The organism is Gemmatimonadota bacterium, from assembly GCA_016704275.1.
Taxonomy (GTDB): domain Bacteria; phylum Gemmatimonadota; class Gemmatimonadetes; order Gemmatimonadales; family GWC2-71-9; genus Palsa-1233.
In genome coordinates, this window is sequence record JADJAK010000006.1 from 244,223 (window position 1) to 268,395 (window position 24,173).

Sequence of the window (24,173 nt, forward strand, 5' to 3'; positions counted from 1 at the left end):
GATGCTCTTCAACCCTGTGCTGGCCGGGCTGACCGTGCGCCAGGCGCTCGCCAAGCGACGCTGGATGATCGTCCTCCTGCTGGCCGCCCTGCCGGTGGTGATGGCGACCCTGATTCATCTGTACGGTACCGTCGACGACGAGCCACTCCAGATCGTCGCCATTCCGATCATGACGCTGATCTACACCGTGGTCGTTCCGGTCATCGCGCTGATTCTCGCGAGTTCGTCGTTTGGCGCGGAGATCGAGGATGGCACGGCGATCTACCTGCTGGCCAAGCCGATCTCTCGCACCGAGATCGTCCTCACCAAGCTCGTGGTCACGGCCGTCATCTGCATGACGCTGGCGGCCCTGACCACCCTGGGCGCCGGGGTGAGCCTCGTGCGCGGGCTCGACCCCACCGGATTGGTGCTCGGCCTGACTGCGGGTGCCGCGCTCGGTGCCTTCCTCTACACCGCGATCTTCCTCGCCCTCGGCCTGATCACCAAGCGCGGGATGCTGATCGGGCTGACGTATCTGGTGGTGTGGGAGGGAGCCCTCGGCTCCTTCTTCAAGGGAACCCGGGTGCTCAGCGTGCGGCAGTACATGCTCGCCGTCGCCGACGCGATCAGCACCGTCAACGCCGAGGTGTTCGTGGCGTTGCTGGCGCCGAAGACCGCCTACATCATGAGCGGAGTGGTTGCGGTGGCGGCGGTCACCCTCTGCATTCGGAAGTTGCGGACCTTCGAGGTCGGGCAAGCCGGGTAGCCGAGGCACGAGAGAAGGACCGACAACAGAATCGCCGGTGCCGGACGCGAGTCCGACACCGGCGATCTGTTCTGCGTGGCGCGATGCCTAGCGCGGGATGACGGGCAGCACGATGTGGCTCGGGTGGGCCGCGTCGTGGATCAGTCGCTGATGCGCCGAGACGAAGATCGACTCCTTCTCGTTGTTGCCGCCGGTGTTCAAGTTCCGGTTGTACTTCGGGAAGAGCGCCGAGGTGATGCTGACCCGGAGCCGATGGCCGGGGGCGAACACCTTGGACGTGAACCAGAGGTCGATCTCGTATTGCTCGATCTGCCCCTTCACCAAGGGGACCACCTTGTCCATTCCCTTCCGGAAGCGTGCCCGCACGAAGCCGTCCTGCACCCGCTCGGCGTGGCCGTCGGGGAAGACATCGAGCAGCATGACGGCCCAGTCGGTGTCCTTGGCGTCGCTGGAGGCCCAGATCGTCGCCGTCATCTCGCCGGTGACTTCGAGTGGCTTGGTGAGCGGCTTCGAGGTGAAGACCAGTGCGTCGCGCCGGGTGGCATTCAACTTGGTGTAGTCCTCGTTCAGCGACTCTTCGAGCTCGCGCGAATCGATCAGGTACGGCGTCGGGTCGCCGGGGTTGTAGGTGAAGGTGTCGGCCACCGCGCCGCGCGGCGGCAGGGTGTCGAGCACACCGTCGCCCGCACTCGTCTGCGCCCGCCCGCCAGACGAGACATACCACTTCATCGCCCGCGCCCGCTTGAGCGGCCACTCCTGCTCCTGACGCCAGCTGTTGTCGCCCTGCACGAAGATGTCGACCGGCGGCATCTTCTCGACGCCGTTGTCCCGGCCGAGCAGGTAGTGGTCGAACCAGCGGATCTGCATGTCGCGGTATTCGTAGCGCGCCTGCGGTCCGAAGTCGCCGGCGACGTAATCCACGCCCTTGTGGGCATGGACGCCCATGACCAGATGCCACGCCGGGTGATTCTTCACCTTGAGGAGCGCGTTGGTGTAGTCGAGCGGGCCACGCGCGTCGTCGTGCCAACCGGCCAGGGACATCGCCGGCACCTTCACCTTGTCGATGTAGGTGGTGACGGCGCGCGCGCGCCAGAACGCGTCGAGTGTCGGGTGCGCGATCCAGCGGTCCCAGATCGCGTTGGGGGCGCACCCCAGGCGCGCCGGCAGCGCGGAGAGCGGGAGGTGGGTGATCGCCTCGCCGATTTCGAGGTCCGCCCCGTTGGTGGCCATGTTCCGATCCCGCATCATGCAGGCCCAGCTGATGTTGATCGGGCCGAACGCCATCGCGGCGTACGGGACGATCCGCCAGGGGTCGCTGGTCGCCGCGGAGGGCGCGATCGCCGCGAGGTGCGGCGGGGCGCTCACCGCAGCGTACCAGGCCAGCCGGCCCTCGTCGGAGTGGCCAATCAAGCCGACCTTGCCGTTGGCGCCTGGGAGCTTCGCCGCCCACTCGACGGCGTCGTAGCCGTCCTCGATGTCATGGCTGTAGTCGCCGAACTCCTCGATCCTGCCCGTGGACTTGCCGCGCTCGCGCACCAGCTGGCCGACGAAGATGTAGCCACGCGCAGCCCACCACCGCCCCGGACCAGGGTTGGACGCGCGGTACGGCGAGCGCTGCATGACGATGTACGTCTCCAGCATGGTGCCGTCACGGACCGGCATCAGCGTCGTGGTGTCGACCACGGTGGCATACTGCGAGTCCGACGCCGGCATCTTCCAGATCTGATGGGTCGGCTCGGGGGCGCCGGGGGTCGCCCGGCGAACCAACCGATACCGGCGATCCATCGGCCGGTCGTTGGTGTACTGCACCCCTTCGAGCGTGTCGCCGTGCCACGCGGCGCGGAGCACCGTGTTGGCGTCCTGTGCCAACAGGAGGGAGTCGCCCTTGGTCGTCACCTTGGCCACCGTCAGCATCGGGGCACCGGTGCGCCGACGCAGGAATCCGGCGTTGGCCGAGTCGGTGCCGGCGAAGTGCGCGTAGGCCATCCGCCGCCATCCCTCGAAGCCGAACTTCGGCTTGGCGCTCAGGGCGATGTACACATCCCATTCGCCGGCGAGGACCGGCACGCGGCGGCGCGCGGCCAGGGCACCCGCCCCGAGCGCGACCAGCACCACCAGGATGACGGCCCAGCGAGCGCCGCCCGTGCGCGAGGTTCGAATCATCATCTTACGCTCCCATGTCCGGAACCGAGGAAGATCGCCGCTGGGCGGCAACCAGGATGGCCACGCCGACCAGGTTCATCACCAGCACCACCACGCCGATCTTGAGCGCGAAACTGCCGACGCTCTCCACCGGAATGATCGGGAATACCGCGACCACGATATACAACAGTGTCATCAACAGGCCGGACAGTGAGGCAATCCGCAGCAGGGGCGATGGCCGCGGCGTCACGTTCCGCAGCCCGAACAACGGGATCGAGAACATCACCACGTACGCCAGCGCGTAGAAGATGCCGCCCGCATTGAACAGCAACTGGAACGCCTCCGCTTGCCCGACGCCGACCTGGCTCACCAGTGACAGGACGAACGAGCAGATCGCCACCAGCAGGATCGAGTTCACCGGCGTCCGGTAGCGCGGATGCAGCTTGCTGAACGCCGCCGGCAGCATCCGGTCCCAGCCGGCCACCATCGGGAGCCGCGTGACCGCGGTGAAGCTGACGCTGACCTGCGCCACGCGCATCGCCAGCGTCATCAGGATCGCGATCGTCACCAGTGGCCCCGCGATGCCGAACGGTTCGAAGCCCGCGCGCAACACCTGCGGCATCGGCCCGATCAGGTCGATCTCGTTGGTCGGGACATACGCGACGACCGTCGCCGTGCCGAGGATGAACATGACCGCGATGATCGGCGCGGCGATGTACACCGAGCGCCGGATCGCGCTTGCCGGGGCGCGCGTCTCGCCGGCGAGGATCGCCATGTACTCGAAGCCGCCGAGGGCGCCGAATCCCATCTTCCCGAGGATGTTCAGGTTGAGGAGCGACATCTCGGGGAGCTCGGTCCGGAAGGGGTGAAACTCGCCGAGATGTCCGGTCGCCAGCCCGATGAATGGCAACGCGATCAGCACGCCGAAGATGATCAGCATGAAGACGCCGCCGATATTGTGCACCCACTTGCCCACCGCCAGGCCGATCGTCGCCGCCGTCGCCATCAAGGTGAGGATGATCGCCGACGAGAGCGCGACGAACCAGCTGCTCGACGTCATCCACGCCGCACTGGGACCGAGCGCATAGGAGAGGTAGGTCGCGCACTGGATGCCGATCTCCGACGTGAAGACGATCACGTAGAGCCAGAGATTCCATGCCAGCAGGAAATCCGATCTTCGGATTGAACCCCAGCTTGGCCCACTGATACAGGCCACCTTCCAGCGGCATCAACTGGTTCAGGTAGATCACCACCGCCGCCATCGGCAGGTAGAAGAGCACCATGGCGGTCAGCCAGAGCACCACGTGCGACGGTCCGAGCTTCCCCGCCACGCCGATCCAGGTGAGGCCGATGATGAAGAGGATCTGGGTGAGCGCCAGGTCCCGGACGCCAAGCTCCTTCTTGAGCCCGGCGCTGTGCGCCTCGACCCGTGCCTCGTCCTGAGCCAGCGTCATGCCGTGCGCTCCTTGCCGAGGCGATCCCAGAGCCTGGTCCAGGCGGCCAGCCCCTCGTGCAGTCGATGGATGCGGAAGAACTCGTTCGGCGCGTGAAAGTCCTCGTCGCCGGTCGAGAAGGAGAAGAAGACGGTGCCGAGCCCCATGGTGCGCTGGAAGATCTCGGCCACCGGTACCGTGCCGCCCATGCGGACGATCAACGGTGGCGTGCCGTACGTGTCGCGCAACGCGGCCTCAGCCGACGTGAGCGCCGGGTGGTCGCGGGGAATCCGTGCGGCGCGTGCGCCGTGGTCTGCCACCTGCGCGCTGAGCGTGGTTCCCGCCGGGACGTGTGCCTCGAGGTGGCGCATCACCAGCGCCACCACGTCGTCCGGCGACTGATCCGGCACCAGGCGGCAGGTGATCTTGGCGTGCGCCTCCGACGGCACCACCGTCTTCTGCCCCGGCCCCTGATAGCCACCCCACATCCCGTTCACCTCGAGCGTGGGCCGCGTCCACTGCCGCTCGATCGTGGTGTAGCCCGGCTCCCCGACCGCCGCGGGCGCGCCAACCTGCGCCAGGTACGTCGCCTCATCGAACGGCAGCGCGGCAATCTCGGCGCGCTCCGCCGCGCTCAGCTCGACCACCTGGTCATAGAACCCGGCCACCGTCACGCGCCCCTCGGCGTCATGCAGCGAAGCAATCAGCTGCGCCATCGCATGCAACGGATTGGCGACGCTGCCGCCATGCCGACCAGAGTGCAGATCCTTCGACGCGCCGCGCAGCGTCAGTTCGAGCCCGCAGAGGCCACGGTTGGCAATCGTGATCGACGGTTCGTCGATCCGCCACATCGCGCCGTCGGCGGAGATGACCACGTCGGCGGCGAGCAGGGCGCGGTTCGCCTCGACAAACTCCTCGAGGTGGCTGCTGCCGACCTCTTCCTCACCCTCGAGCATGAACTTCACGTTGAGCGGCAACCGCCCATCCACGGCGAAGAACGCCTCGGCGACCTTGATCGGGATGAACATCGGTCCCTTGTCGTCGGAGATGCCGCGGGCGTAGAGGCGGCCGTCGCGCACCGTCGGCTGGAAGGGTGGCGTGGTCCAGAGCTCAATCGGGTCGACCGGCTGCACATCGTAGTGTCCGTAGACCAGCACGGTCGGCGCACCCTGGGCGCCGAGCCACTCGCCGTAGACGATGCTGTTGCCGGCCGTGGGCATGATCTGCACCGTGAACGGCCCGGCGGCCTGCAACTTGGCGGCGACCCACTCGGCCGCGGCGTGCATGTCGGCGGCATGCGCTGGGTCGGTGCTGACGCTGGGGATCGTGGCAAACTCCACCAGTTCAGCCAGGATCCGGTCGTGCGCCGCGTCGAGGTGCTCGAGCACCGGCATGATGTCTGTCATCGGCCACCATCAATGGAAAGAACCTGTCCCGTCACCCAACGCGCCGATTCGGAGGCGAAGAAGAGCACGCCGGCGGCGATGTCCTCGACGGTACCGAGTCGCTTGAGGGCGATGCTCTCGACGAGCGCCCGCTGCTTCTCCGGTCCGTAGGACTCCCACTGCCGTTCGGTCGTCGGGTTGGAACGGACGAAGCCGGGAGCGACGTTGTTCACGGTGATGCCCCACGGCCCCAACTCATGCGCCAACTGTCGGGTGAGTCCGATCTGGGCCGCCTTCGCCGAGGCGTAGGCCTGGATGCCGGTGAGCGAGATGCCGAGGCCGGCGCCGCTGGAGATGTTGATGATGCGGCCGGACTTCGCCGTCTTCATCCCGGGCGCCACCGCCTGCGCGAAGTGGAAGGCGCCGGTGACGTTCACGTCGAAGATCGCCTGCCACTGTTCGGGGAGCACCTGTTCGAGTGGTTGTCCGACCTGCCCGAGCACACCGCCGGCGTTGTTCACCAGAACGTGCACGGAGCCCGTCGCCTGCGCGGCTTCGGTCGCCAGTCGCTCGACTGCGGGCTTGTCGCGCACGTCGACGACCCGCGCGGTGCAGTCACCACCGGCTGCCCGGCAGAGCCGCTCGGTCTCCATCACTTCGTCCTCGAGCACGTCGCACGCCCAGACGCTGGCGCCGCGCGTGGCGAAGGCGAGCGCAATCGCCCGGCCGAAGCCGTGGGCCGCACCGGTGACGATGGCGGTCCGGCCGCTGAAGTCCTGATTCACGTCGTGAGTGCCTCGAGGTTCTCGCGCGCTTGCGGGCGGGTGCCGCGCTCGATCTCCTGGATCATCGTGACCACCCGCGTCGTCAGCGGCGTGGGCACGCCGGCCGCGGCACCGAGTCGCACCACGATGCCGAGCTGGGCATCGACCTCGGTGGGGCGCTTGCGGATGGCGAGGTCGCGCCAGATGCCGCTGTGCGTCTTGGCCGAGCGGCGGTTGTGGGCGACCAGCGCATCGAGCGATTGCGTCGCGGCGTCCGCCGGGGCGTCGGGACGGTAGGCCGCCGGGTCGAAGCCGTCGAACGCCATCGGCTGCACGTGGTGGGCGGCGGCCACGGCGAGCATCTCGCGGGCGATGGCGACGTACACGCCGCGATACTCGGGCATCGCCAGCGCATCGGCGATCGAGTCGTTGGTGAGGGCGGTGACGAACAGCATGGCGCCGTACGCCTCCTTCCCCCAGAGATAGCCCATGATGTTGTCGGTGGCGAAGGCGCGTTCGTCGAAGTCGCGCCAGCTGTCCCGGATGGCCAGCACGCGCGGCGAGATCCGCTCGACGGCGGGGCCGAATGCCTCACCGACCGTCACGGTGCCTCGGCCGCCGTAGAAGAGCACCCCGGGTTCCAGATAGTCCGCGCCGAAATTGACGAACGCCCCAACGGTGCGCGCCTCGCCCACGACCTCGGCGATGGTCAACTCGTTGAGGCCGTTCTGCGCCGAGACGACGCAGCCATCGTCCGCAAGGTGAGGCAGGAGCGAACGCACCGCGCCGGCGGTGTGGTGCGCCTTGGTCGCGAGGATGATCGTCTCCCACGTCCCGCGCAGCGTCTCCGGCGTGAAAGCCGGCACCGTCGCGGTGAACTCGGCGATCGGTCCGGTGATCCGGAGCCCGGCGTCGTTGATGGCGGCCACATGGTCGGGGACGTTGTCGACCAGGGTCACCTCGTGCCCGGCCTTGGCCAGGAACGCCCCCATGGTGCCGCCGATCGCCCCAGCTCCCCAGACGAGACAGCGCGTCCGGGGCGCGGTCACGATGGGCCACCCCACGCGCCATCAAGCAGTTCTCGCGTCTCTTCGACGGCGACCTGCCAGAGGGCAAGGACATCCTCATCGGGGCGCTGGTAGAGGCCGCCGTAGTTGCCATCGGGGATGTAGTCGCGCATCGCGACCGGGTCGAGCATCCGGACCTTGGCGAGGTCGACCATCGGGCGCTGCGTGGTGGGATACTCCACACCCGGAAGCCGCGTCCAGGGGAAGTTCTCCATCCACGAGCCGTGCGAGGCCACCGGGTCGATCGCCTGCACCTTGGCCCAGGTCTTCGGGGCATTCCACCAGTTGTGGAAGAGCACCTTGCAGCCTGGATGATCGGCGGCCCATTCCTGCGCGAACTGCTGCACCGCGCCGTTCCCGCCATGGCCGTTGCAGATCATGATCCGTCGGAAGCCGCTGTGCGCCATCCCGTCGAGAATGTCGCGCACGATGGCGAGGTGGGTCTCGACCCGGATCGAGATCGATCCCGGATACTCCCGGAAGTACGGCGTCACGCCGTACGAGAGCACCGGAAAGACCGGGATGCCGAGCGGTTCGGCCGCATCCACGGCCACTTTCTCGGGAAGGATGCAGTCGACGGTGAGTCGGAGATAGCTGTGCTGTTCGGTGCTGCCGAGGGGCAAGACGGCGCGGTCGTCGCGCTTGAGATACGCGTCGACCTGCATCCAGTGCATGTCACTGATGCGCATGGGGCGTTGTTTCCGGGGGTTGATCGGGGTGCGAGGAGAATAGCGCCCCACGAGGCGGAGCGTAAGATACCCGGCCGTCCCGGATTGGTTGCCGCCCCGCATCAGGTCAGGAAGTGCGCAGACGCTCCAGCGCGACGCGCTCAAGCTGCGCGAGCTCGGCGGTGTACACGCGGCGCAGGTACGACGTCGCCAGGATCTTCTCGAACCATCCCAGGATGCCGGGCTTGTCGTATTCGGTCGTGATCGTGACCATGGCAGCGTTCGGTTCGCGCGGCTCGACCAGAAAGGTGGTGACGATGCCGGAGGTGAGCGTCTCCCGCAGCTCCGTCCCCGGCCGCGGCTCGGTGACATCACCGGTGGCGATGTTCAGGCGGCCGAACGCCTTCATCTCGAAGCGGATCTTCGTGCCGGCGCCGCGGCCCCCCTCGAGGACGTCGAGCGCCCCGAAGTATTTGGCTGGGAGGATGTGGGGGTGCCCTGTCCGGTAGTCCGCGATGATCTCATAGATCGCGGGAGCGGGGGCGGGAATCTGTCGAACTTCCGAGAGGCGAATGTTTGGCATGGCGCGTCAGGGGGTTGAAGGCTGTCGGGACCGCCTCCTCAGGCGGGCTGGGTCTGGGACTCCAGTAAGTGTACTGCGCGGGCGCGGGTCAGATCATGACAAGGGGCCGGGCCATCACCAGGTCCCGCTGGTCGTCGTCGCCGAGGGAGAAGGGGAGCTCGCCGACCTCGGCGAATCCATACTTGTGGTAGAAGGCGATCGCCCGCGGGTTGTGTTCCCAGACACCGAGCCAGGCCACGTCGCAGCGGCGCGCCTGCATCAGCCCGAGCGCCGCCTCCATCAACTGCTGGGCGACGCCCTGGCCGTGCCATTCACTCGCCACGTAGAGTCGCTGGATCTCGCCGGGGGCGTTCGCCGCGACGCACGGCGGTGCCACCTCCCAGCGGAGCTGGGTGAATCCGATCAGCGCGCCACCCACCTCGCACACCAACGTCGTCAGACCGGGGTCGGCGATCTCCCGTGCCTGGATCGCCTCGCCATACCGTTCCCGGGTGTGGTGGTCCATGTTCTCGGGCGTGTTCATCGGGCCGAACGCGTCGCGGAAGGTGCGCTCCCCGAGGTGGGCGAGTTCACGGGCGTCGCGCGGGGTGGCGTGGCGGATGGTGGGCATGGCGAGCGTGACCTGTCAGCGGGAAATGTCGGGCGTCAGCCGACGCGCGCCCAGAATACGCTGGCCGGGTCATCGCGCGCCACGATGGGCGGCTCGGGGTTGGGCCCCGCTGGTTGCCACCATCATACCCGGCGTTACATTGTACCGATCGTTCCATCGCCTGGAGAGCCAATGCCCCCCGCCGTACTGAGCCGAGATGAAGTCGTCGCCCGCGTGATGGCGGTGGTCCGCCGACAGGGGTACGACGGTGCCTCGCTTTCCGAACTCTCGAAGGCCACCGGTCTCGGCAAGTCGAGCCTCTACCACTACTTCCCCGATGGGAAGGACGACATGGTCGGCGCAGTCGTCAGCCACCTCGATGCTTCCCTCGAGGCGGCGGTGTTCGCGCCGCTCCGCGAGCCTGGCCAGCCAGCGGCCAGGTTGCGCGCCATGAACGAGGTGCTCGAGGGGTTCTATCACGGCGGCCGCGAGGCCTGCGTCCTCGCGATCCTCGGTGTTGGCGATGCCTCCCGCCGCTTCCATCCCCAGGTGAAGAAGATCTTCCGCAGCTGGATCGACGCGATCGCCAGCGCCCTTCGGGACGACGGCCTCCCACGGCACGTAGCCCAGGCGCGCGCCGAGGATGCCGTGGCGCGGATCGAGGGGGCGCTGGTCCTCGCGCGCTCGCTCGACGAGCCGGCGATCTTCGGGCGGGCGCTGCAGAGTCTTCCGGACGAACTGCTGCGACGCTGAGGCCGGGCGCCCCTTGCGCGGATTGGGGGCAGTCGGTATTGTACCGAACGATCGGTACAATACCTTTGCCTACTCAGCCACGGAGAAACACCATGTCCCGGATTCAGCCCGTTCTTCCCTCGACCGCCACTGGCTTGCCCGCTGAGCACCTCGCCGCGACCAAGAAGCTCTTCGGGTCGACCCCGAACCTCTTCACGACCGCAGCCCAGTCCCCTGCAACCCTGGCCGCGATGAACGGCTTCTTCGCCTCGCTCGGCAAGGCCCCTCTGGGCGGGAAGGTCGGTGAGCAGGTCGCCATCGCCGTAGCCCAAGCCAATGGCTGCGAGTACTGCCTTTCGGCGCACACCGCCATCGGCGGAATGCATGGCGTCAGTGCCGCCAATCTCGCCTCGGCTCGCCACGGACACTCGGACGACCCGAAGACGCAAGCCGCCATCACGCTGGCGCTCGAGATCGTCCGCACCAAGGGTCGCGTGTCAGACGCGACGCTTGCGGCTGCTCACACGGCTGGGTTCACTGACGGCGACATCGTGGAGGTGGTGGGCCACGTCGCCCTCAACATTTTCACCAACTATCTGAACAACCTGGCCGAGACCGAAGTGGACTTCCCGCTCGTGGCGATCGAGCAGGCGGCCTAGCCCGATGGCGCTCACCCTCGGCCAGTTGTGGCGCTACCCGGTCAAGTCGATGGCCGGGCAGCAACTTGCCCACGCCACCCTCACCGACCTCGGCGTGCCGGGCGATCGACGGATCTGGGTGCGCGGTCCCGAGGGTGTGCGCACTGCGCGGAGACAATACCAACTGCTCGGATTGCGCGGGACGATCAGCTCTGAGGGCGAGGTGCTGGTCAATGGGCACGCATGGGACTCCCTGGCGGCCGGCGATCTCGTGCGCGCCGCTGCGGGGGAGGACGCCTGGCTCGAACGCGCACCGATGGGCCACCAGTTCGACATCTTGCCGTTGCTGGTGGCCACCGATGGGGCAGTCACCGCATTCGGCCGTGACATTCGGCGACTACGGCCCAATCTTCTGATCAACGGCGTCGAGGGGATGGCCGAGACCACCTGGGAAGGCGCGGAACTCGAGATCGGCGACGCGATCATCGAACTCGACTCGCTCCGCGGACGCTGTCCGATGACGACGGTCGACCCAGACACGATCACCCGGGATCCCGCTGTGCTCAAGGATATCGGACGACGCTTCGGAGGGAAGCTCGCGCTCAACGCGGCTGTCGGTCGCGGTGGGAATATCACCGTCGGGGACCCCGTCACCCTTCACCGCAGGAGGTAGCACGCATGCGTCCACCTATCCCCCCGTTCGATATCGCCTCCGCCACGCTCAAGGTGCGCGCCGCGGAGGACGCCTGGAATCGGCGCGACCCCGCCAAGGTCGCGCTCGCCTACACACCGGACAGTCGGTGGCGGAATCGCTCGGAGTTCATCACCGGCCGCGCCGAGATTGAGGCGTTCTTGACGCGGAAGTGGGCCAAGGAACAGGAGTACCGACTGATCAAGGAGCTGTGGGCGGTCACCGGCGATCGCATCGCGGTGCGCTTCGTCTATGAGTGGCGGGACGCCGATGGCCAGTGGTTCCGCTCGCACGGCAACGAGAACTGGCGCTTCGATGCGGAGGGCTACATGGCCGAACGGCACGCGAGCATCAATGACGTGCCGATCAGCGAGGCGGAGCGGAAGTTCCGGTGGGAGCAGGGCGTGCGACCGGCTGACCATCCCGGGTTGAGCGAGCTCGGACTCTGAGCGCCGTCTGGCATGGTGGCGGGTGTTGTCGCTAGGTCGGGGACGATCCGACAGCTGCCCCGAGCGCCTGCTCCACGTCGCCACGCATCGACTCCGGCGTATCGGTCGGCGCATACCGCTTGATCACGGCACCATCTCGCCCGACAAGGAACTTCGTGAAGTTCCACTTGATCGCCTCGGTGCCGAGAACGCCGGGCCGCTCCTCCTTCAGCAGGCGGAACAGCGGGTGCGTGTCATCGCCATTCACATCGATCTTCGCGAACATCGGGAAGGTCACGTCGTAGCTGGTCGAGCAGAAGGTCGTAATGTCGGCCTCGCTTCCCGGTTCCTGCGCGCCGAACTGGTTGCAGGGAAAGCCGAGCACGGTGAGGCCCTGCGGGCCCAGTGCGCGGTGGAGCGCTTCGAGTCCCGCATACTGGGGCGTGAGGCCGCATTCGCTTGCGGTGTTCACGATCAGCAACACCTTCCCGCGGTACTGGGCGAGCGTCTGTTCGGTGCCGTCGATGGTGCGCACGGGAATGTCGTAGAGGGTGGTCATCCCGCAATATCGAGGGGGTGGGGGCCTGCGACCACCCTGGCGCACCGATGTGGAACTCTGGTGGTAGAATTCCAGTCAGGAAGAACTCGAACCAGGGATCTCGATGCGTCGTCCGGCCTGTCTCGCCCTGTTGGTCGCTGCCACCGCGTGCGGCGGTGCCGCTCCTGTTGACCCGGTCCCGCCGCCGCCTCCCCCGCCGGGGAGTGCGACCGGACGTCCGATCTTCACCAGCACCGCAGTGGGGAGCGGCGGTGGCACCATCCGCTATACCAAGGCAGGTGACCCACTCGATGGCTTGTCCATCACGGTGCCCGCGGGGGCGTACACCGGGGCCACGTCGTGGACCCTCGTTGCAGATTCTGCCGCCGTACCGTCCTTGCCGACCGGATTTTCCCAGGTCGGGCCGACGCTGCTGATCGGGAACGGGCAGGGATACGCCAGCAGCAACATGACGCTCACGATGCCGATGCAACTGGCCGCGACCGAGACGGTGGCACCCTTCTACTTTGACCCCGCCACCAACACCCTCGAAGGGATTCCGATCGTTGCCGCCACGGAGAACTCCGTGACGCTTGCCACCAAGCATTTCAGCGCCAGCCAGATGGCCATTCCCGGGAGCGGCCCCTCGCTCGGCACGGCACCGGCATCGCTCAGGCAAGCATTCGGCGACATCCACATCGTGTGGGTCAAGACCACCACGGCCTCACTGGTCGGCAGCTGGAGCTCCACGTTCCGCCCCGGTGTGGACGACTGGGAATTCACCAACTATGGCGATTTTGTCGGGCCTGGTGGCGACTGCGAAGGTATGAGCATCACGGCGATGTTTTATCACTATTACTTCCATCCCACCGCCGCGGGGAAGGGGCTGTATCACCAGTTCGACACCACCCTGGTGAATCAATGGGACAACATCCAGGGGATCCGCTTCGCGGGTGGTGTTCAGGGTGACTACGAGGAGATCTGGGATTCCGGCGTCCGCCAACTGTACACGCTCATCGAGCAGGGAATCGCGGCCGGCATCCAGACGAAATTTCTGACCTCCACCTGGATTCTCCTCACCCTCAAGCTGACCCAGCAACCGGTCTTGATGGCCTTGCAGGGCACGAGCGGCGGGCACCGGGTCGTGGCCTATGCCGCGACCTTCGACGGCACAAAGACGGTGGTGTCGTTCGCCGATCCGAATGACCCTGGCGTCGCCAGGACCATGAACTTCGTCTCGGGCGTCGCGACGCCGGTCTCAATGCAGCAGAATGTCAGCAGCCCGGCGACGGCCTACGGGAAGGTCTGGGCCCTCGGCGTCACGGCGGAAGTCCCGCTTCGGCAAATCAATGCTCGGTGGCAAGAGTTTGTCGCGCGAACCTCAAGCAGGGACCGCTATCCCGCGACGTACCAGTTGGAGGATTCGCTCACCGTGGATCAGAGCTGGGCGCGCGTGGTGCCAGGTGACACGGTCTGGACCGGACAAGGACTCACCGTGCGCTTCATGTGCAGCGCGTGTACGGTGCGCGCTGTGGCCGGCACCGACCAGCAATTCGTCTACTTCTGGGAGGAGGACGGTAGCAGGCCAGTCTCCTCGCTTAACATTCCCGACGGCTTCTCCACCTACTTGATGGTGTTCAAGGCGCTCTCGCCGTATCCCGCGAGCGACCCCGGGCAGCTCGGTTTCGTCGACGTCCAGAAGATGACGGTCGGATATCACGTGCTGACCGTCACGGCGCCCGCTGGAATCACCGGGGCCGTTCCCGCCAAGCTGACGGCTCACCCAGGCGTCCTGGCCAGGGCGCAGTCGATCTATGTCTGGCGGTTCAACGATGGGACCACCCCCGCCACGGTGACGGTCACCGGCGATAGCACGGTGACGCATGCCTTTCCCGTTGGTGGGCCCTATACGGTGTCTGTCACCATGCGTGACCCGGTCCGCGCACCAGCCGCGACCGGCTTCGGGACGGCCACCGTGCCGGTCACGGCGGCGCCCACCAACTTCGCCTGGCGGTTCACGTCGGCCACGCTGGTCTCGTCGCAGTTGCCGCCTGGTGGCATCGGCAGCGAGAAGTCCGACACGACGATCTTCAACCTGTTCAACGGCTGGAGCCAGAGTCTCACGAGCACGCCACAGAACTCGTTGCTCTTCCTGTACAACGTTCCCAGTCCGACATGTCGCGCTCTATCTGGAGCAGTTCCCTCCAGGACAATATGCCCCCGTCCTCGATTCCTCCTTCTCGGGTGTGCTCAAGGCATTCCTCGGCTCCGACTGTCCGCCAGACCCCTCGTACATTTGGTCGTTGACGATGGGGACGCTGGGGAGCGGGACGCTGATCGCCTCGGCCGTGAACATTCCGCAGCCGGATGAGATTTCGCTCCCAGGTGGTTCACTGAATGCCACGATGTCAGGGCTCACGCTCACCGGCACGCTGATCTGGCCCGTGCGATACAGCAGTGGCCTTGCATACCCCACCTTCAGTTTCCAGGCGACGCGGGTGTTGCCCCCTCCGTAAGGCGGATGCGCGCTCGGGGCCAAGGTGTGCTCCAGTGCGCTTCAGGCTCGCGCCTTCTCCGCCACCTCCGGCTCGATTCCGGCGCGCCCCTCCCTCAGTCGTCCGGCCAGATGCGCTGCTCGGATCCGGACGCGCCAAAGGTGAATCGCATGCTGGCCCAGCCCGACACCGCGCAGCCCTGGTACAAGGCAGGCACGAAAATGAGGTCGCGGCTGAACTTCCTGAGTTTGCGCACGAATCCAGAGTCGGGCATCCCTGTCACGATCGTGCTGTCGACCTTCCCACGTCGATCGACTCGCATCGTCAACGTGACCAACGAATCGAGGTACTTCTTCGGTGGTTGCCCCTTGATGATGACCATGGAACGCACGTAGGGTTTCCAGTACACGCCGCGTGTCGTGTCGCCCGGAGCCGGCAGGAAGACCTCTGTGCACTCCACCTCCGGCCGACGCGGCGGTCGTTCGCCCGTTTGCACGACCAATTGCCCTGATGCGGGAGTGGCCACAGTGAGCAACGCCGCCAGGGCGAGAAGAAGCCGAGTCATCTGGTACTCCGAGGGTGGTGCCTACAATCCTGGCTGCAGGGGGTCGGTCGCGCGCCACCCGCGCGGCCCGATTATCATTGCCTCCTTCTCCAAACCCTTTCCCGAGACTGTCATGACCGCTCCTGCGCTGAACGCGACCAACCTGGGCTGCTCCATCACCTGCACCGACCTCGCGGCCTCGATCCGCTTCTACCGCGATGCCATCGGGTTCGCCGTGGCGCAGCAATTCGAGAACGAGGGGAAGGTCGTCGCCGCCGTGATCGTCGCCGGCAACTGCCAGTTCGTCCTCAACCAGGACGACGGCAAGCTCGGCTGGGACGCGCACCAAGGGGCAGGGCTTCTACCTGCAGATCAACGTCCCAACCTACGCCGACGTCGACAGCACCGCCGAGCGGATCAAGGCCAACGGCGGAACGCTGCTGAGCGAGCCGGCCGATCGCCCGTGGGGCGCGCGGATGTTCCAGTTCCAAGGATCTCGACGGCTTCAAGCTCGGCGTGTCGACGCCGTTGGTCGCGTAGGTCCGACGGACCGCTAGAGCCGAACGCCCTGGGGTGCGGTGAACGTCGGATCCTCGACGTTCCCCGTGTTCCGGGTCGCGGCGGGCTCGAAGATCAGCACCTCGACCTCCTCGTCCGCGACCGTGCGGTGTTCCACGCCGCGCGGTACCACGAGGAACTCGCCGGGACCGAGCTCCACCACGCTGTTCCGGAACTCGACCTGGAAATGGCCGCGCACGCCGAGGAAGAGCTCGTCCTCGTGGTCGTGCTGGTGCCACACGAACGTTCCCTTGAACTTCGCGAGCTTGACCTCCTGCCCGTTCAGTTCGCCGACGACCTTGGGGCGCCAATGCTCCGTGATCAGGGCGAACTTCTCGGCGAGGTTGACCTTGTCCATCGTCCCTCCCAGATGCGCGCGTGGCGCTCGGCCTGCGGTGGTCGTCCCAACCTCCGCTCAGAACCAGCGACGCACCCGCGCGCGATACGCCCGGTAGTCCTCGCCGAAGAGTCGCTCGAGATAGCGCTCCTCGCGATGGACCACCCCCACCTGCATCACCGCCAGCACCACCGGCAGGGCCAGCAGTGGCCAGACGCTGTTCCGCCAGCCCGCGATGCCGAGATAGCAGAGCGTGAAGCCGACGTACATCGGGTTCCGCGAGAAGCGATACGGCCCGACCGTCACCAGTGCCTTGGTCGGCTTCCACGGCTCCGGATGCGTGCGCGCCTTCCGAAAAGGCGAGCACGGCCGGAAGTGCAATGAAGCCGAGGAGTACCAGCACGAGCGCGCCAGGCATCGTGGCGCGTCCGGCGACGAGCGGCCACGGCGACCAGCGGTCGAGCAGCAGGCCCGCCAGCAGCGGGACGCCGTAGATGAGCGGCGGCGGGGCGATCACGCCGGCGGTCCTGGCGCGCGGGGTGTCGGGCGTGTGCGTCCCGGAGGACATCAGTCGTTCGACGCGCCGGTGGGCGGTGCCACGTACGGCGAGTGGAGTTTGACGGGGGGTCCCTTGGGGCGGCGCATCCTGAGATTCAGGAGCTCCACCATGACCGAGAATGCCATGGCGAAGTAGATGTAGCCCTTCGGGAAATGCTGACCCAGACCTTCCGCGACGAGCGTCACACCGATGAGGAGCAGGAAGCTCAGCGCCAGCATCTTGACCGTGGGATGCCGGTCCACAAAGCCGCTGATCGCGTCCGCGAAGAAGATCATGAACGAAATGGCAATCACCACCGCCGTGATCATGATGCTGAGGTCGTCGACCATGCCGACCGCGGTGATGACGGAGTCGAGCGAGAAGACGACGTCGAGCAGCATGATCTGGATCAGCACGCCACCGAAGGAGGGCGCGACCCGAGCGGACATGGCGCCTTCATCGCCTTCCAGCTTGTTGTGGATCTCGTGCGTGCTCTTCGCGAGCAGGAAGAGACCGCCCGCGATCAGGATCAGGTCCCGTCCGGAGATGTCCTTCGACGCAATGGTGAAGAGCGGGGCCGTCAGCTTGATGATCCACGCCAGCGAAAAGAGCAGCGCGACCCGCGAAATGACGGCGAGCAGGAGGCCAAGGCGCCGCGCCTTCGATTGCTGGCTCGCCGGCAACTTGGACGCGAGGATGCTGATGAAGACCAGATTGTCGATCCCCAGCACGACCTCAAGCGCCGTCAGGGTCCCGAGTGCGATCCATGCCTGCGGGTCAGTCAGCCATTCCATTCGCTCCACTCCCCGTTGCGCCGCGCCTCACGTGGCCTTCACGCCGCGGCAGCGGGTGTGGCCATCGATCACTGCAAAGTAGTGGTGCATGATGGCATCGTCGCGCGGTGACCGATGTCAGCGCCGGGACGGGGCTGCTACGGCGCCTTCCCGTCCAGCACCCATGCGCGGCGGATCAACCCGCCCTGCACGAGATACATCCACGTTGCCTGAGTCCGTTCCGGCGGCCCGCCCGTGAAGTGCTCCTGGTCGATCACCAGGTTGCCCTCGACGATCCTCGGCTGCACGGTGATGCGCCAAGCGGGCGGCATGGGCGGCAGCGACCGGGCGTAGCGGGCGCGGATGCTGTCGCGCCCCTGCGCGATGATCTGCCCACCCGGAAAGCGTTCGAAGACGGCGTCCGGCGCGACCAGCAGTGCCATCGCGTTCGCGTCGCGCGCATTCGCCGCATCGACGAAGCGCTGCACGACCACCTCTGGCGTCGGCACGGCGGCCTGTTGTGCTGAGGCGCTCCCGGCGAGGAGGGCAAGGAGTGCAATGGCGCGAAGCGTGGTCATCGAGGTGCTCCAATCGGAGTATGTGGTGGGGCGTCGGGGCCCGCACGCATAGACAATTCTAACGCGCGCGGACCACGGCGTGGCGCCACTACATCGTGGAGGCCAATCGCTCCGACAGGACGTCCATCTTGGTCCCCACCTGATGGAGCAGCTGCGCCCCGGGCGCGCCCCGCTGCTGCAGCAGGCCGTACCAGAGGTGCCACGGGCCGACCCCCTCGCGGCGGCGGGCGTCCGCCGCCGCCGTCGCCGCCGCGATCGCCGCCTCGGCGCCGGCATCAAGCTGCAACCCCTCTCCCTGAAGCGGATCGGCATCGGGGAGGAGCCTCGTGCCGACCAATGCGCGCAGCTGGGGCATCTCCGCGCCGGTGCCGTGGAGGAATGAGAGGAAGGCACCATCGCGGAGGCGGAGGACACCGACGAGCAGGTGCTCGGTGGTGATCGCTGGCTGCGCCTGCCGCGCCGCATCGTCCGCGGCCAGTTGCAGCACACGGACCGCCATCTCGTCCATCGGCGGCGGCGACTGCCTGGTGGCATCGATCTCGGCCAGGATCTCCTCGACGGTGCCTGCGCCGCAGATGGCCAGGAGCTGGCGCACGTCGTCGGATGACGGGTCGTGGAAGTACTGGACGTGTCCGCGGGCCGGCGCGCGCCGAGCCGTGCCCCGGCCAGTCGTGATCGAGGTCGGCACCGCGACGCACGAGAAACTCGGCGAGCGGCACCATCAGGTTCCCCACCGCCTCGCGGAGCAGCGGCCACTGGAACGGCGAATGGTCGATCGGGAATCCGGCGGCGAGCAGCGCATCCATCGCCGCCCACCGCTGGTTCCATCCGGCGATCTGGAACGCCTCGTACATGATCTCGAGGTCGTCCGCGTCGTGGTGGGGAGGGAGGTGGCCCTGGTGCAGTCCCATCGCCACCGGATCAGGGCGATTGAGCCGTCCCTCCGGGGTGAGCCGCCCCTTCCCGGCGATGAAGCGCTTCACGCCGGCGACGTCGCCGAGGCCGGCGGCGATCCAGAGGGCGCGCCGTGGCGTGACCCGTGCGGCGATGACATCGACCGCCGCTGGGTTTCGGAAGCGGGCGAGCGCATGCTCGACGATCGGGATGCCGTTGGGCGGTAGCCAGTCGGGATCGGCGCCGCGGTCAAGGCACCACTGCACCGTCTCGGCGAGGAGGCCGTCACGTGTCCGCGCCCCGTCCTGCGGCCAGCCGAGGAGCAGCTCGTTGAGTTCCTGCTGGATGTCGACGCCGCGCGCGGCGAGGAGGTCGGTGATGCGGCGCGCGTCGGGGGTCGTCGCGTCGCGCTCGGCGCGGAGTGCCAGCGGGCCCAGCGTGTTGCGCCACTCGCGATCGGAAACGGAGGGCGTGAGCAGCTCGGGGTGCGCGTCGAGGATCGCCGAGAGGGCGTCGACATCGTGCGCCTGGATCGCGGTGCCGGCGCGCGCTCGTGGGCCACTCCCTCGATCCCACACGTCCTTGTCGTTGCGCCGCCGCGAGTCGTCGCCACGTGCGATCAACTCCTCCCAGCTCGCCCGACGATAGCGCCGCGCGACGACGAGCCGTGCTTCGTCGAGGGTGATGGGCACCGCGAGAATCTCCGCGAGTGGCCGCGCGAAGAAGCGCGGGACGAAGTGGGCGAGCTCCGCGCCACAATGACATCGCCGCGCTCGTGCCGCTTCACCACGTTCTTGGCCAGCGCCTCAAAGCGTGCGAGGCCGTCGTCGGCGACGTTGAATCGCGGGGCATGGCGGTGCCGCTCGAGCACCTCGAAGTACTCGACCATCCTCGGCCAACTGGTGAAGCCGTACTCACGCGCAATCACGTGCTGCACGTCGGCCAACTGGAGCGCCTCGGCGCCGTGGTCGCGCAGGGCGGCGGAGTGCGCCGTCTGCACGCGACGCAACGCGTCGGCGTCGCCGGCGTGCACCTGCTTGAGGAGCGCCTTTGCCTGCTTGCGCTCGTAGTCGAGATGGGGAGTGGCGGGGAGCGGGCGGGCGCTGCGCGCGATCGGATCGGCGCGCCGGGGGCTGGTGCCGGACATGGGATCTCCTTTCGTGGTGACCCGTGTCCGCCAGGTGGGTCCGAAAAGAGGATGAGTTGTCGGGGTGCTGCGGGACTACGACGACATCGGAGGGGACCATCCCTTCCCGCGGACCGGAGGCGCTCCGACCAGCGCCTGACCCAAGCTACCATGCGGTTCGGGAACACGGAAGCGAAGGGCCGGGGATGTGCCGGAGCGATTAAAGACGTTTTCGACTGGACACCGCGTAGTTCTTGCCCGCAATCAGGGTTGCGCGGGCGTTCCGTCCGACCAGTTCGCCGCCCCGATGAGGAACACCACGATCGGGGGCAGCCCCTGCATTGCCGATGCATCAGTCGACGAGAAGAACCAGTAGGGAGCCGCCATGAGCGGCGAGTCTGCCGCATTCGAACCCCAATCCTTCGCGTCCACGCCCGCGGTGAAGAACATGACATGCGGCGCGTTGTGGGTGCCCTCATCGGTCAGATAGGCCGATCGCGACATCATGTAGGACATCGCGCCGCCTTGCAGCTCCGGTACCTCGCCGTTGGTGAACGCGGCCTTGACCGCCGTCAGGATCTCGGCCTTGGACTTCCCGGCCATCAGCATTCTGCTTCGCAAGAGCACCACGGGGAGAATCGTGCGGGCCGCCTGACGGTTCATGCAGTCGGCAGCGCGCACCTTCGGGTTCCAGAATTCCGGCCAGTCGAATGCCGCCATCCAGCTCCGTGCCACCATGCAGACAAAGCCGTTCGTCCCTTCGACCGCCGTCCGGTACCCCTGCGGGCCCAGCACCAGGATCGTCGCATCGCGCGCAACCGAATTCGGCGCGGCACTGCGCGCCAATTCGATCTCGGCGCGCTCGTCCATCTGGTACTCTCCGATTGTCGCCATGCGCGGGTACTTCTCCGCTTGTGCCGCGACCTGCGCCACGGCACCGCCACTCATGAGGGCCAGGAGGGCCAGCGCGCGTGCGGACGCGCAATGCAGGGAGCCCCTCATGGCGTGGCGTCGTCCATGACGGCCGGCATCGGGAAGCGTTCCTGCATCCACGCCTGCCACAGCGGTGTGTAGCGGGTAACGTTCTCGGCTGCCTGCTCACCGTACATGTAGAACGTCAAGGTCGCCATGACCATGCTGCCGAACTTGATGGTGCCGAACGCAGCGGTGCCGGGCCCCGGCGTGTCGAGCCGCATCAGGGCACCGTACGGACTGTCGCTGATGTACTCCACCACGCCGCCAAGCGCGGGCACACCCGCCTGTGCGGCGCAACGATCCCCCACACGCGCGCCGTGCAGCCCGAGTGCCGCGGTCAGTGTCTCCCACGCCTCTGCGGCCGTGCCCGGCACCGGGGACATGATCTGCATGATCGCCGAGCGCTGTCCGCGGAAGTGCGTGAGATAGAGCCGCAGGACGCGGGCGATGCCCGGCCACCCCTCTTCGGCACCAGTCAGCTGCGCGTCCCAATCGTCCGTGCTGGAGAAGAGGCTCTGTACCACGCGCACGACGCAGATGCCGCCGGCGCGCGCCTCGACGCTGAACTCGGTCGCGATCGGCGGGGAACCCGGGGCCCAGCCAGCTCCCTCGCGGGCGAACAGCCTCGGCGGATTCCACGCCGTCACCACCGAGCGCGAATCCATCGCGGGACCGAAGTCCAACGTCACCGCGACCGGCTTGCCGCCTTCCTCCTCGAACTGCGCCGGCACGAACCACGCAGAAATGCCCGGGCCGGTGGCGATCGCTTCCCAGACTTCCTCGGGCGTGCCGGGGACCTCGATGTCGACCTGGATGGAACGGCGGCCGGAGGCCTCTCGCTTGATGCTCATGTCAGCTCCTTGGAGTCGGACTGTTGCGGAATGGGGTGCGCCACGACGACGAGGCGATGCGGGCGTCCGCCGGGGGCGGCGGGATCGTGGTACTTCGCGACGAGCGTCGCGATCGCTTCGGTGAGCTCTCTGCTGAACGCGGCACGGTCAGACGCCGACCGGAAGACCACGTCGGTCTCGACCGCGAGCGTCGCCAAGCGCTTCCCCGCCTTTTCCGCCCGACCCACGAGGTCGGCCACTTCGCGGATGATCCGGGCGCCCAGGGCAATGAGGTAGCGCGCCGAGAGCCGATCGACTTGCCGCTCCGGGTTCACGGCAATCGGACCCAGCGCCTTCGGCGACACGACGTACGAGGCGGCCGTCGCGACGACCAGCCGCTCCGTCAGCCCGCCCCATTTCCGCTCCTCAGCCAACCGCACCAACCCGTGGGCCTCAAGCGCATGCAGGTGGTAGTTGACCTTCTGGCGACCCAAGCCGACCCGGGTGGCCAGCGTCGCCGCCGAGGCGGGGACGGCCAATTCGGAGAGCAGCCGGCTGCGGATCGGCTCAAGGGCAGACGTCGCCGCGGCCGGATCGTCTATGACTTGGAGGTCAAGCATGGAGAGATTCTACCTTTGACAGATTTTCTTGTCAAGGGGGGCGCAAGCCACCTGCCGCCGTCCTTCCGGTCGATGGGCCTAGCGCCGCCCGATCAGGAACCACTTCTCCTGACGCGGCCGGAAGAAGTGCCAGCCCTCATCGTCGAGCCAGGCATCGTCTTCGAACATCACGAAGAGTTGCTCCCCATTCCACTCCGGGATCGCGGTCTTGGTATTGAGCTCGATCGAGATGTAGGAGCCTTTCCGGAGTCGCTTGCCATCGGCGCCCGGACGCGCCCCCGATCGGAAGTCGATGCTCGCGCCGAGGCCGTGGCCCTGCAGCCCGATCGGATGCGAATAGATCATCGCCTCGATCCCGCGCTCCTTCATCTCCTGCATGGTGGCCCGATACACCTCGCCGGCGGAACGGTCGGGACGCGAGTGGCGTTGCATGAGAGCATCCTGCAGGATGTTCGTGTTCCGCATCGCGGCCTTGAGCCCCGCCGGGGCGTCGGTCTCGCCCGGCTTCAGGACGTAGGCCATCTTCTGCCAGTCGGTGTCGAAGCCCATGTAGGTGATCCCGAAATCGATGTGCACCACATCACCGGGGAGAATCACCGTCTTCTCCGGCGCCACGGCGAGGAAGCCGCGCGAGAGTGGCAATCCGCCGCCCTGCCGCTGGACACGCAGGTCCGGCTGGAACCAGGTCCGCACGCCGTGCGCGCCCAGCGCGTCGTACAGCCAGTTGCGCACGTCGCCGACCGTGGTGACACCGGGCGTGATCACCTCGTTGGAGAGGGCGCGCTCGACGATCCGCGCCGTCACCGCCACCGCCGCAGTGTAGTGCGGCTTCTCCTGCTCAAGACGCGTGTCGAGGAGCTCCTCGATCAACGGCGCGGCACTGACGAAGCGGGGCACGGTGCTGTCGCCGAGCACGCCGACGAGCCAGGTGTAGGCGTCGTGGGTGAGGGCGCGAGCCTGCCCGCGTGATCCGCCGATCTCCAGGCCGATGGTGGCGGGGGCGTGCTCGGCATAGAGCTCACGCAGGACGACCGCCGCAGGCCGGGGTTCGGACGTGCTCTCGAACCAGCGCGTCAGGTTGTCCTCGGAATAGCCGGTGAGCGCCACGCGCCGAAGCCCCTTTGCTCCGGCGTCCACGAAGACGAAGACGTCGCGGTTGCCGGTGTAGGGGCGCGGCGGGGCAATCGCATGCACCACCGGGTTGTCGTGGAACTCCTCGTTCACCACGATCCACATCCCGATGCCATGCCGGCGCATCATCGGCAGCAGCATCGCGTGCCGGGCATCGAGCCACGACTCGCGGACGCGAATCTGTTGCGACCAGGGAAGCAGCCCGGTGGGTCCTGCCGGCGCCTGGGCGGCGGGCGCCACGAGCGGGAACAGCGCAAGCAGCGCAGCGAGGCCGATGGGAGCGCGCAGCAGCTTTCGCATGGGACTCCTGAGAGGTGAGGGGTCCGGACCTGCCTCGTCCGGCGCTGCGATCGCGGTGGCCTGTCTGGCGC

Annotated in this window: 27 protein-coding genes and 1 pseudogene; 8 read left to right on the top strand and 20 right to left on the bottom strand. The window is 67.3% G+C overall.

Annotation, left to right across the window (positions count from 1 at the left end; all coding sequences use genetic code 11):
- Position 1 precedes the first annotated feature (1 nt).
- Positions 2 to 745 carry an ABC transporter permease gene (locus tag IPG05_13870; GenBank protein ID MBK6496163.1) on the top strand — a complete coding sequence of 248 codons (744 nt, stop codon included), beginning with the start codon at positions 2 to 4 and terminating at the stop codon, positions 743 to 745.
- An 87-nt stretch (positions 746 to 832) separates the two neighbouring features.
- On the opposite strand, the gene IPG05_13875 is transcribed toward IPG05_13870, so the two are convergent.
- The 8 genes from IPG05_13875 to IPG05_13910 all read right to left on the bottom strand — a co-directional run bounded on the left by IPG05_13875 (position 833) and on the right by IPG05_13910 (position 9,397).
- Positions 833 to 2,911, bottom strand: coding sequence for a CocE/NonD family hydrolase (locus tag IPG05_13875; protein MBK6496164.1), 2,079 nt, complete (start codon positions 2,909 to 2,911; stop codon positions 833 to 835).
- Between the two features lies 1 nt (position 2,912).
- Positions 2,913 to 4,103, bottom strand: a complete 1,191-nt coding sequence (locus tag IPG05_13880; GenBank protein ID MBK6496165.1) for an APC family permease — start codon at positions 4,101 to 4,103, stop codon at positions 2,913 to 2,915.
- Positions 4,104 to 4,337: 234 nt separating this feature from the next.
- Positions 4,338 to 5,714 carry a dipeptidase gene (locus tag IPG05_13885; GenBank protein ID MBK6496166.1) on the bottom strand — a complete coding sequence of 459 codons (1,377 nt, stop codon included), beginning with the start codon at positions 5,712 to 5,714 and terminating at the stop codon, positions 4,338 to 4,340.
- An 8-nt stretch (positions 5,715 to 5,722) separates the two neighbouring features.
- Positions 5,723 to 6,490, bottom strand: a complete 768-nt coding sequence (locus tag IPG05_13890) for a glucose 1-dehydrogenase (protein MBK6496167.1) — start codon at positions 6,488 to 6,490, stop codon at positions 5,723 to 5,725.
- The gene (locus tag IPG05_13895) at positions 6,487 to 7,461 is read right to left on the bottom strand and encodes a ketopantoate reductase family protein (protein MBK6496168.1); all 975 of its coding nucleotides are present in this window, start codon (positions 7,459 to 7,461) and stop codon (positions 6,487 to 6,489) included. Before IPG05_13895 ends, IPG05_13890 begins: the two co-directional genes overlap by 4 nt.
- A gap of 53 nt (positions 7,462 to 7,514) precedes the next feature.
- Positions 7,515 to 8,225 (bottom strand): creatininase family protein, encoded by a 711-nt coding sequence (locus tag IPG05_13900; GenBank protein ID MBK6496169.1) that lies wholly within the window; start codon positions 8,223 to 8,225, stop codon positions 7,515 to 7,517.
- Between the two features lie 106 nt (positions 8,226 to 8,331).
- Positions 8,332 to 8,787 (bottom strand): SRPBCC family protein, encoded by a 456-nt coding sequence (locus IPG05_13905; protein MBK6496170.1) that lies wholly within the window; start codon positions 8,785 to 8,787, stop codon positions 8,332 to 8,334.
- Positions 8,788 to 8,875: 88 nt separating this feature from the next.
- Complete coding sequence (locus tag IPG05_13910; GenBank protein ID MBK6496171.1) at positions 8,876 to 9,397, bottom strand: GNAT family N-acetyltransferase; 522 nt, start codon at positions 9,395 to 9,397, stop codon at positions 8,876 to 8,878.
- Positions 9,398 to 9,568: 171 nt separating this feature from the next.
- Here IPG05_13910 and IPG05_13915 point away from each other — a divergent pair, with 171 nt between their 5' ends.
- The 4 genes from IPG05_13915 (at position 9,569) to IPG05_13930 (ending at position 11,886) form a co-directional block, all read left to right on the top strand.
- Positions 9,569 to 10,129: a TetR/AcrR family transcriptional regulator gene (locus IPG05_13915; protein ID MBK6496172.1), complete on the top strand. Its 561-nt coding sequence runs from the start codon at positions 9,569 to 9,571 to the stop codon at positions 10,127 to 10,129.
- A gap of 92 nt (positions 10,130 to 10,221) precedes the next feature.
- Positions 10,222 to 10,767 (top strand): carboxymuconolactone decarboxylase family protein, encoded by a 546-nt coding sequence (locus tag IPG05_13920; protein MBK6496173.1) that lies wholly within the window; start codon positions 10,222 to 10,224, stop codon positions 10,765 to 10,767.
- A 4-nt stretch (positions 10,768 to 10,771) separates the two neighbouring features.
- Positions 10,772 to 11,419: an MOSC domain-containing protein gene (locus tag IPG05_13925; GenBank protein ID MBK6496174.1), complete on the top strand. Its 648-nt coding sequence runs from the start codon at positions 10,772 to 10,774 to the stop codon at positions 11,417 to 11,419.
- Between the two features lie 5 nt (positions 11,420 to 11,424).
- Positions 11,425 to 11,886: a nuclear transport factor 2 family protein gene (locus tag IPG05_13930; GenBank protein ID MBK6496175.1), complete on the top strand. Its 462-nt coding sequence runs from the start codon at positions 11,425 to 11,427 to the stop codon at positions 11,884 to 11,886.
- A gap of 31 nt (positions 11,887 to 11,917) precedes the next feature.
- On the opposite strand, the gene IPG05_13935 is transcribed toward IPG05_13930, so the two are convergent.
- Positions 11,918 to 12,424: a glutathione peroxidase gene (locus IPG05_13935; protein MBK6496176.1), complete on the bottom strand. Its 507-nt coding sequence runs from the start codon at positions 12,422 to 12,424 to the stop codon at positions 11,918 to 11,920.
- A 103-nt stretch (positions 12,425 to 12,527) separates the two neighbouring features.
- Here IPG05_13935 and IPG05_13940 point away from each other — a divergent pair, with 103 nt between their 5' ends.
- Positions 12,528 to 14,774, top strand: a complete 2,247-nt coding sequence (locus IPG05_13940) for a PKD domain-containing protein (GenBank protein ID MBK6496177.1) — start codon at positions 12,528 to 12,530, stop codon at positions 14,772 to 14,774.
- A gap of 239 nt (positions 14,775 to 15,013) precedes the next feature.
- On the opposite strand, the gene IPG05_13945 is transcribed toward IPG05_13940, so the two are convergent.
- A complete protein-coding gene (locus IPG05_13945) occupies positions 15,014 to 15,463 on the bottom strand; it encodes a hypothetical protein (protein ID MBK6496178.1) in 450 nt (149 codons plus the stop codon).
- A gap of 296 nt (positions 15,464 to 15,759) precedes the next feature.
- Here IPG05_13945 and IPG05_13950 point away from each other — a divergent pair.
- Positions 15,760 to 15,999: pseudogene (locus IPG05_13950) on the top strand (VOC family protein).
- Here the strand turns inward: IPG05_13950 and IPG05_13955 are convergent.
- The 5 genes from IPG05_13955 to IPG05_13975 form a co-directional block, all read right to left on the bottom strand.
- Positions 15,996 to 16,358 carry a cupin domain-containing protein gene (locus IPG05_13955; GenBank protein MBK6496179.1) on the bottom strand — a complete coding sequence of 121 codons (363 nt, stop codon included), beginning with the start codon at positions 16,356 to 16,358 and terminating at the stop codon, positions 15,996 to 15,998. The pseudogene IPG05_13950 and the gene IPG05_13955 overlap by 4 nt on opposite strands.
- A gap of 57 nt (positions 16,359 to 16,415) precedes the next feature.
- Positions 16,416 to 16,643, bottom strand: a complete 228-nt coding sequence (locus IPG05_13960; GenBank protein ID MBK6496180.1) for a phosphatidylethanolamine N-methyltransferase family protein — start codon at positions 16,641 to 16,643, stop codon at positions 16,416 to 16,418.
- A 261-nt stretch (positions 16,644 to 16,904) separates the two neighbouring features.
- Positions 16,905 to 17,669, bottom strand: coding sequence for a TerC family protein (locus tag IPG05_13965; GenBank protein MBK6496181.1), 765 nt, complete (start codon positions 17,667 to 17,669; stop codon positions 16,905 to 16,907).
- Positions 17,670 to 17,806: 137 nt separating this feature from the next.
- Entirely contained in the window at positions 17,807 to 18,226 is a 420-nt protein-coding gene (locus IPG05_13970; GenBank protein ID MBK6496182.1) for a nuclear transport factor 2 family protein, read from the bottom strand.
- Between the two features lie 88 nt (positions 18,227 to 18,314).
- Positions 18,315 to 18,914: a hypothetical protein gene (locus IPG05_13975; protein MBK6496183.1), complete on the bottom strand. Its 600-nt coding sequence runs from the start codon at positions 18,912 to 18,914 to the stop codon at positions 18,315 to 18,317.
- Here IPG05_13975 and IPG05_13980 point away from each other — a divergent pair.
- The gene (locus IPG05_13980) at positions 18,898 to 19,347 is read left to right on the top strand and encodes a hypothetical protein (GenBank protein MBK6496184.1); all 450 of its coding nucleotides are present in this window, start codon (positions 18,898 to 18,900) and stop codon (positions 19,345 to 19,347) included. The genes IPG05_13975 and IPG05_13980 overlap by 17 nt on opposite strands.
- Positions 19,348 to 19,739: 392 nt before the next feature.
- Here the strand turns inward: IPG05_13980 and IPG05_13985 are convergent, their stop codons facing one another.
- The 5 genes from IPG05_13985 to IPG05_14005 all read right to left on the bottom strand — a co-directional run bounded on the left by IPG05_13985 (position 19,740) and on the right by IPG05_14005 (position 24,102).
- A complete protein-coding gene (locus tag IPG05_13985) occupies positions 19,740 to 20,267 on the bottom strand; it encodes a hypothetical protein (protein ID MBK6496185.1) in 528 nt (175 codons plus the stop codon).
- Between the two features lie 243 nt (positions 20,268 to 20,510).
- Entirely contained in the window at positions 20,511 to 21,248 is a 738-nt protein-coding gene (locus IPG05_13990) for a hypothetical protein (protein MBK6496186.1), read from the bottom strand.
- Positions 21,245 to 22,072, bottom strand: a complete 828-nt coding sequence (locus tag IPG05_13995) for an SRPBCC domain-containing protein (GenBank protein MBK6496187.1) — start codon at positions 22,070 to 22,072, stop codon at positions 21,245 to 21,247. Before IPG05_13995 ends, IPG05_13990 begins: the two co-directional genes overlap by 4 nt.
- Positions 22,069 to 22,671 (bottom strand): helix-turn-helix domain-containing protein, encoded by a 603-nt coding sequence (locus tag IPG05_14000; protein ID MBK6496188.1) that lies wholly within the window; start codon positions 22,669 to 22,671, stop codon positions 22,069 to 22,071. The genes IPG05_13995 and IPG05_14000 overlap by 4 nt, the downstream gene beginning before the upstream one ends.
- 78 nt (positions 22,672 to 22,749) lie before the next feature.
- On the bottom strand, positions 22,750 to 24,102 hold the full coding sequence (locus IPG05_14005; GenBank protein MBK6496189.1) for an aminopeptidase P family protein: 1,353 nt from the start codon (positions 24,100 to 24,102) through the stop codon (positions 22,750 to 22,752).
- Between the last annotated feature and the right edge of the window lie 71 nt (positions 24,103 to 24,173).

What these genes read in the sequence shown, in the direction of transcription:
- IPG05_13875 (MBK6496164.1), bottom strand. Translation starts at nt 2,911, where the DNA reads ATGATGATTCGAACCTCGCGCACGGGCGGCGCTCGCTGGGCCGTCATC.
- IPG05_13915 (MBK6496172.1), top strand. Translation starts at nt 9,569, where the DNA reads ATGCCCCCCGCCGTACTGAGCCGAGATGAAGTCGTCGCCCGCGTGATG.
- IPG05_13900 (MBK6496169.1), bottom strand. Translation starts at nt 8,225, where the DNA reads ATGCGCATCAGTGACATGCACTGGATGCAGGTCGACGCGTATCTCAAG.
- IPG05_13920 (MBK6496173.1), top strand. Translation starts at nt 10,222, where the DNA reads ATGTCCCGGATTCAGCCCGTTCTTCCCTCGACCGCCACTGGCTTGCCC.
- IPG05_13925 (MBK6496174.1), top strand. Translation starts at nt 10,772, where the DNA reads ATGGCGCTCACCCTCGGCCAGTTGTGGCGCTACCCGGTCAAGTCGATG.
- IPG05_13995 (MBK6496187.1), bottom strand. Translation starts at nt 22,072, where the DNA reads ATGAGCATCAAGCGAGAGGCCTCCGGCCGCCGTTCCATCCAGGTCGAC.
- IPG05_13885 (MBK6496166.1), bottom strand. Translation starts at nt 5,714, where the DNA reads ATGCCGGTGCTCGAGCACCTCGACGCGGCGCACGACCGGATCCTGGCT.
- IPG05_13970 (MBK6496182.1), bottom strand. Translation starts at nt 18,226, where the DNA reads ATGACCACGCTTCGCGCCATTGCACTCCTTGCCCTCCTCGCCGGGAGC.
- IPG05_13895 (MBK6496168.1), bottom strand. Translation starts at nt 7,461, where the DNA reads ATGGGGGCGTTCCTGGCCAAGGCCGGGCACGAGGTGACCCTGGTCGAC.
- IPG05_13965 (MBK6496181.1), bottom strand. Translation starts at nt 17,669, where the DNA reads ATGGAATGGCTGACTGACCCGCAGGCATGGATCGCACTCGGGACCCTG.
- IPG05_14000 (MBK6496188.1), bottom strand. Translation starts at nt 22,671, where the DNA reads ATGCTTGACCTCCAAGTCATAGACGATCCGGCCGCGGCGACGTCTGCC.
- IPG05_13945 (MBK6496178.1), bottom strand. Translation starts at nt 15,463, where the DNA reads ATGACTCGGCTTCTTCTCGCCCTGGCGGCGTTGCTCACTGTGGCCACT.
- IPG05_13990 (MBK6496186.1), bottom strand. Translation starts at nt 21,248, where the DNA reads ATGAGGGGCTCCCTGCATTGCGCGTCCGCACGCGCGCTGGCCCTCCTG.
- IPG05_13955 (MBK6496179.1), bottom strand. Translation starts at nt 16,358, where the DNA reads ATGGACAAGGTCAACCTCGCCGAGAAGTTCGCCCTGATCACGGAGCAT.
- IPG05_13910 (MBK6496171.1), bottom strand. Translation starts at nt 9,397, where the DNA reads ATGCCCACCATCCGCCACGCCACCCCGCGCGACGCCCGTGAACTCGCC.
- IPG05_13870 (MBK6496163.1), top strand. Translation starts at nt 2, where the DNA reads ATGCTCTTCAACCCTGTGCTGGCCGGGCTGACCGTGCGCCAGGCGCTC.
- IPG05_13930 (MBK6496175.1), top strand. Translation starts at nt 11,425, where the DNA reads ATGCGTCCACCTATCCCCCCGTTCGATATCGCCTCCGCCACGCTCAAG.
- IPG05_14005 (MBK6496189.1), bottom strand. Translation starts at nt 24,102, where the DNA reads ATGCGAAAGCTGCTGCGCGCTCCCATCGGCCTCGCTGCGCTGCTTGCG.
- IPG05_13935 (MBK6496176.1), bottom strand. Translation starts at nt 12,424, where the DNA reads ATGACCACCCTCTACGACATTCCCGTGCGCACCATCGACGGCACCGAA.
- IPG05_13905 (MBK6496170.1), bottom strand. Translation starts at nt 8,787, where the DNA reads ATGCCAAACATTCGCCTCTCGGAAGTTCGACAGATTCCCGCCCCCGCT.
- IPG05_13940 (MBK6496177.1), top strand. Translation starts at nt 12,528, where the DNA reads ATGCGTCGTCCGGCCTGTCTCGCCCTGTTGGTCGCTGCCACCGCGTGC.
- IPG05_13985 (MBK6496185.1), bottom strand. Translation starts at nt 20,267, where the DNA reads ATGTCCGGCACCAGCCCCCGGCGCGCCGATCCGATCGCGCGCAGCGCC.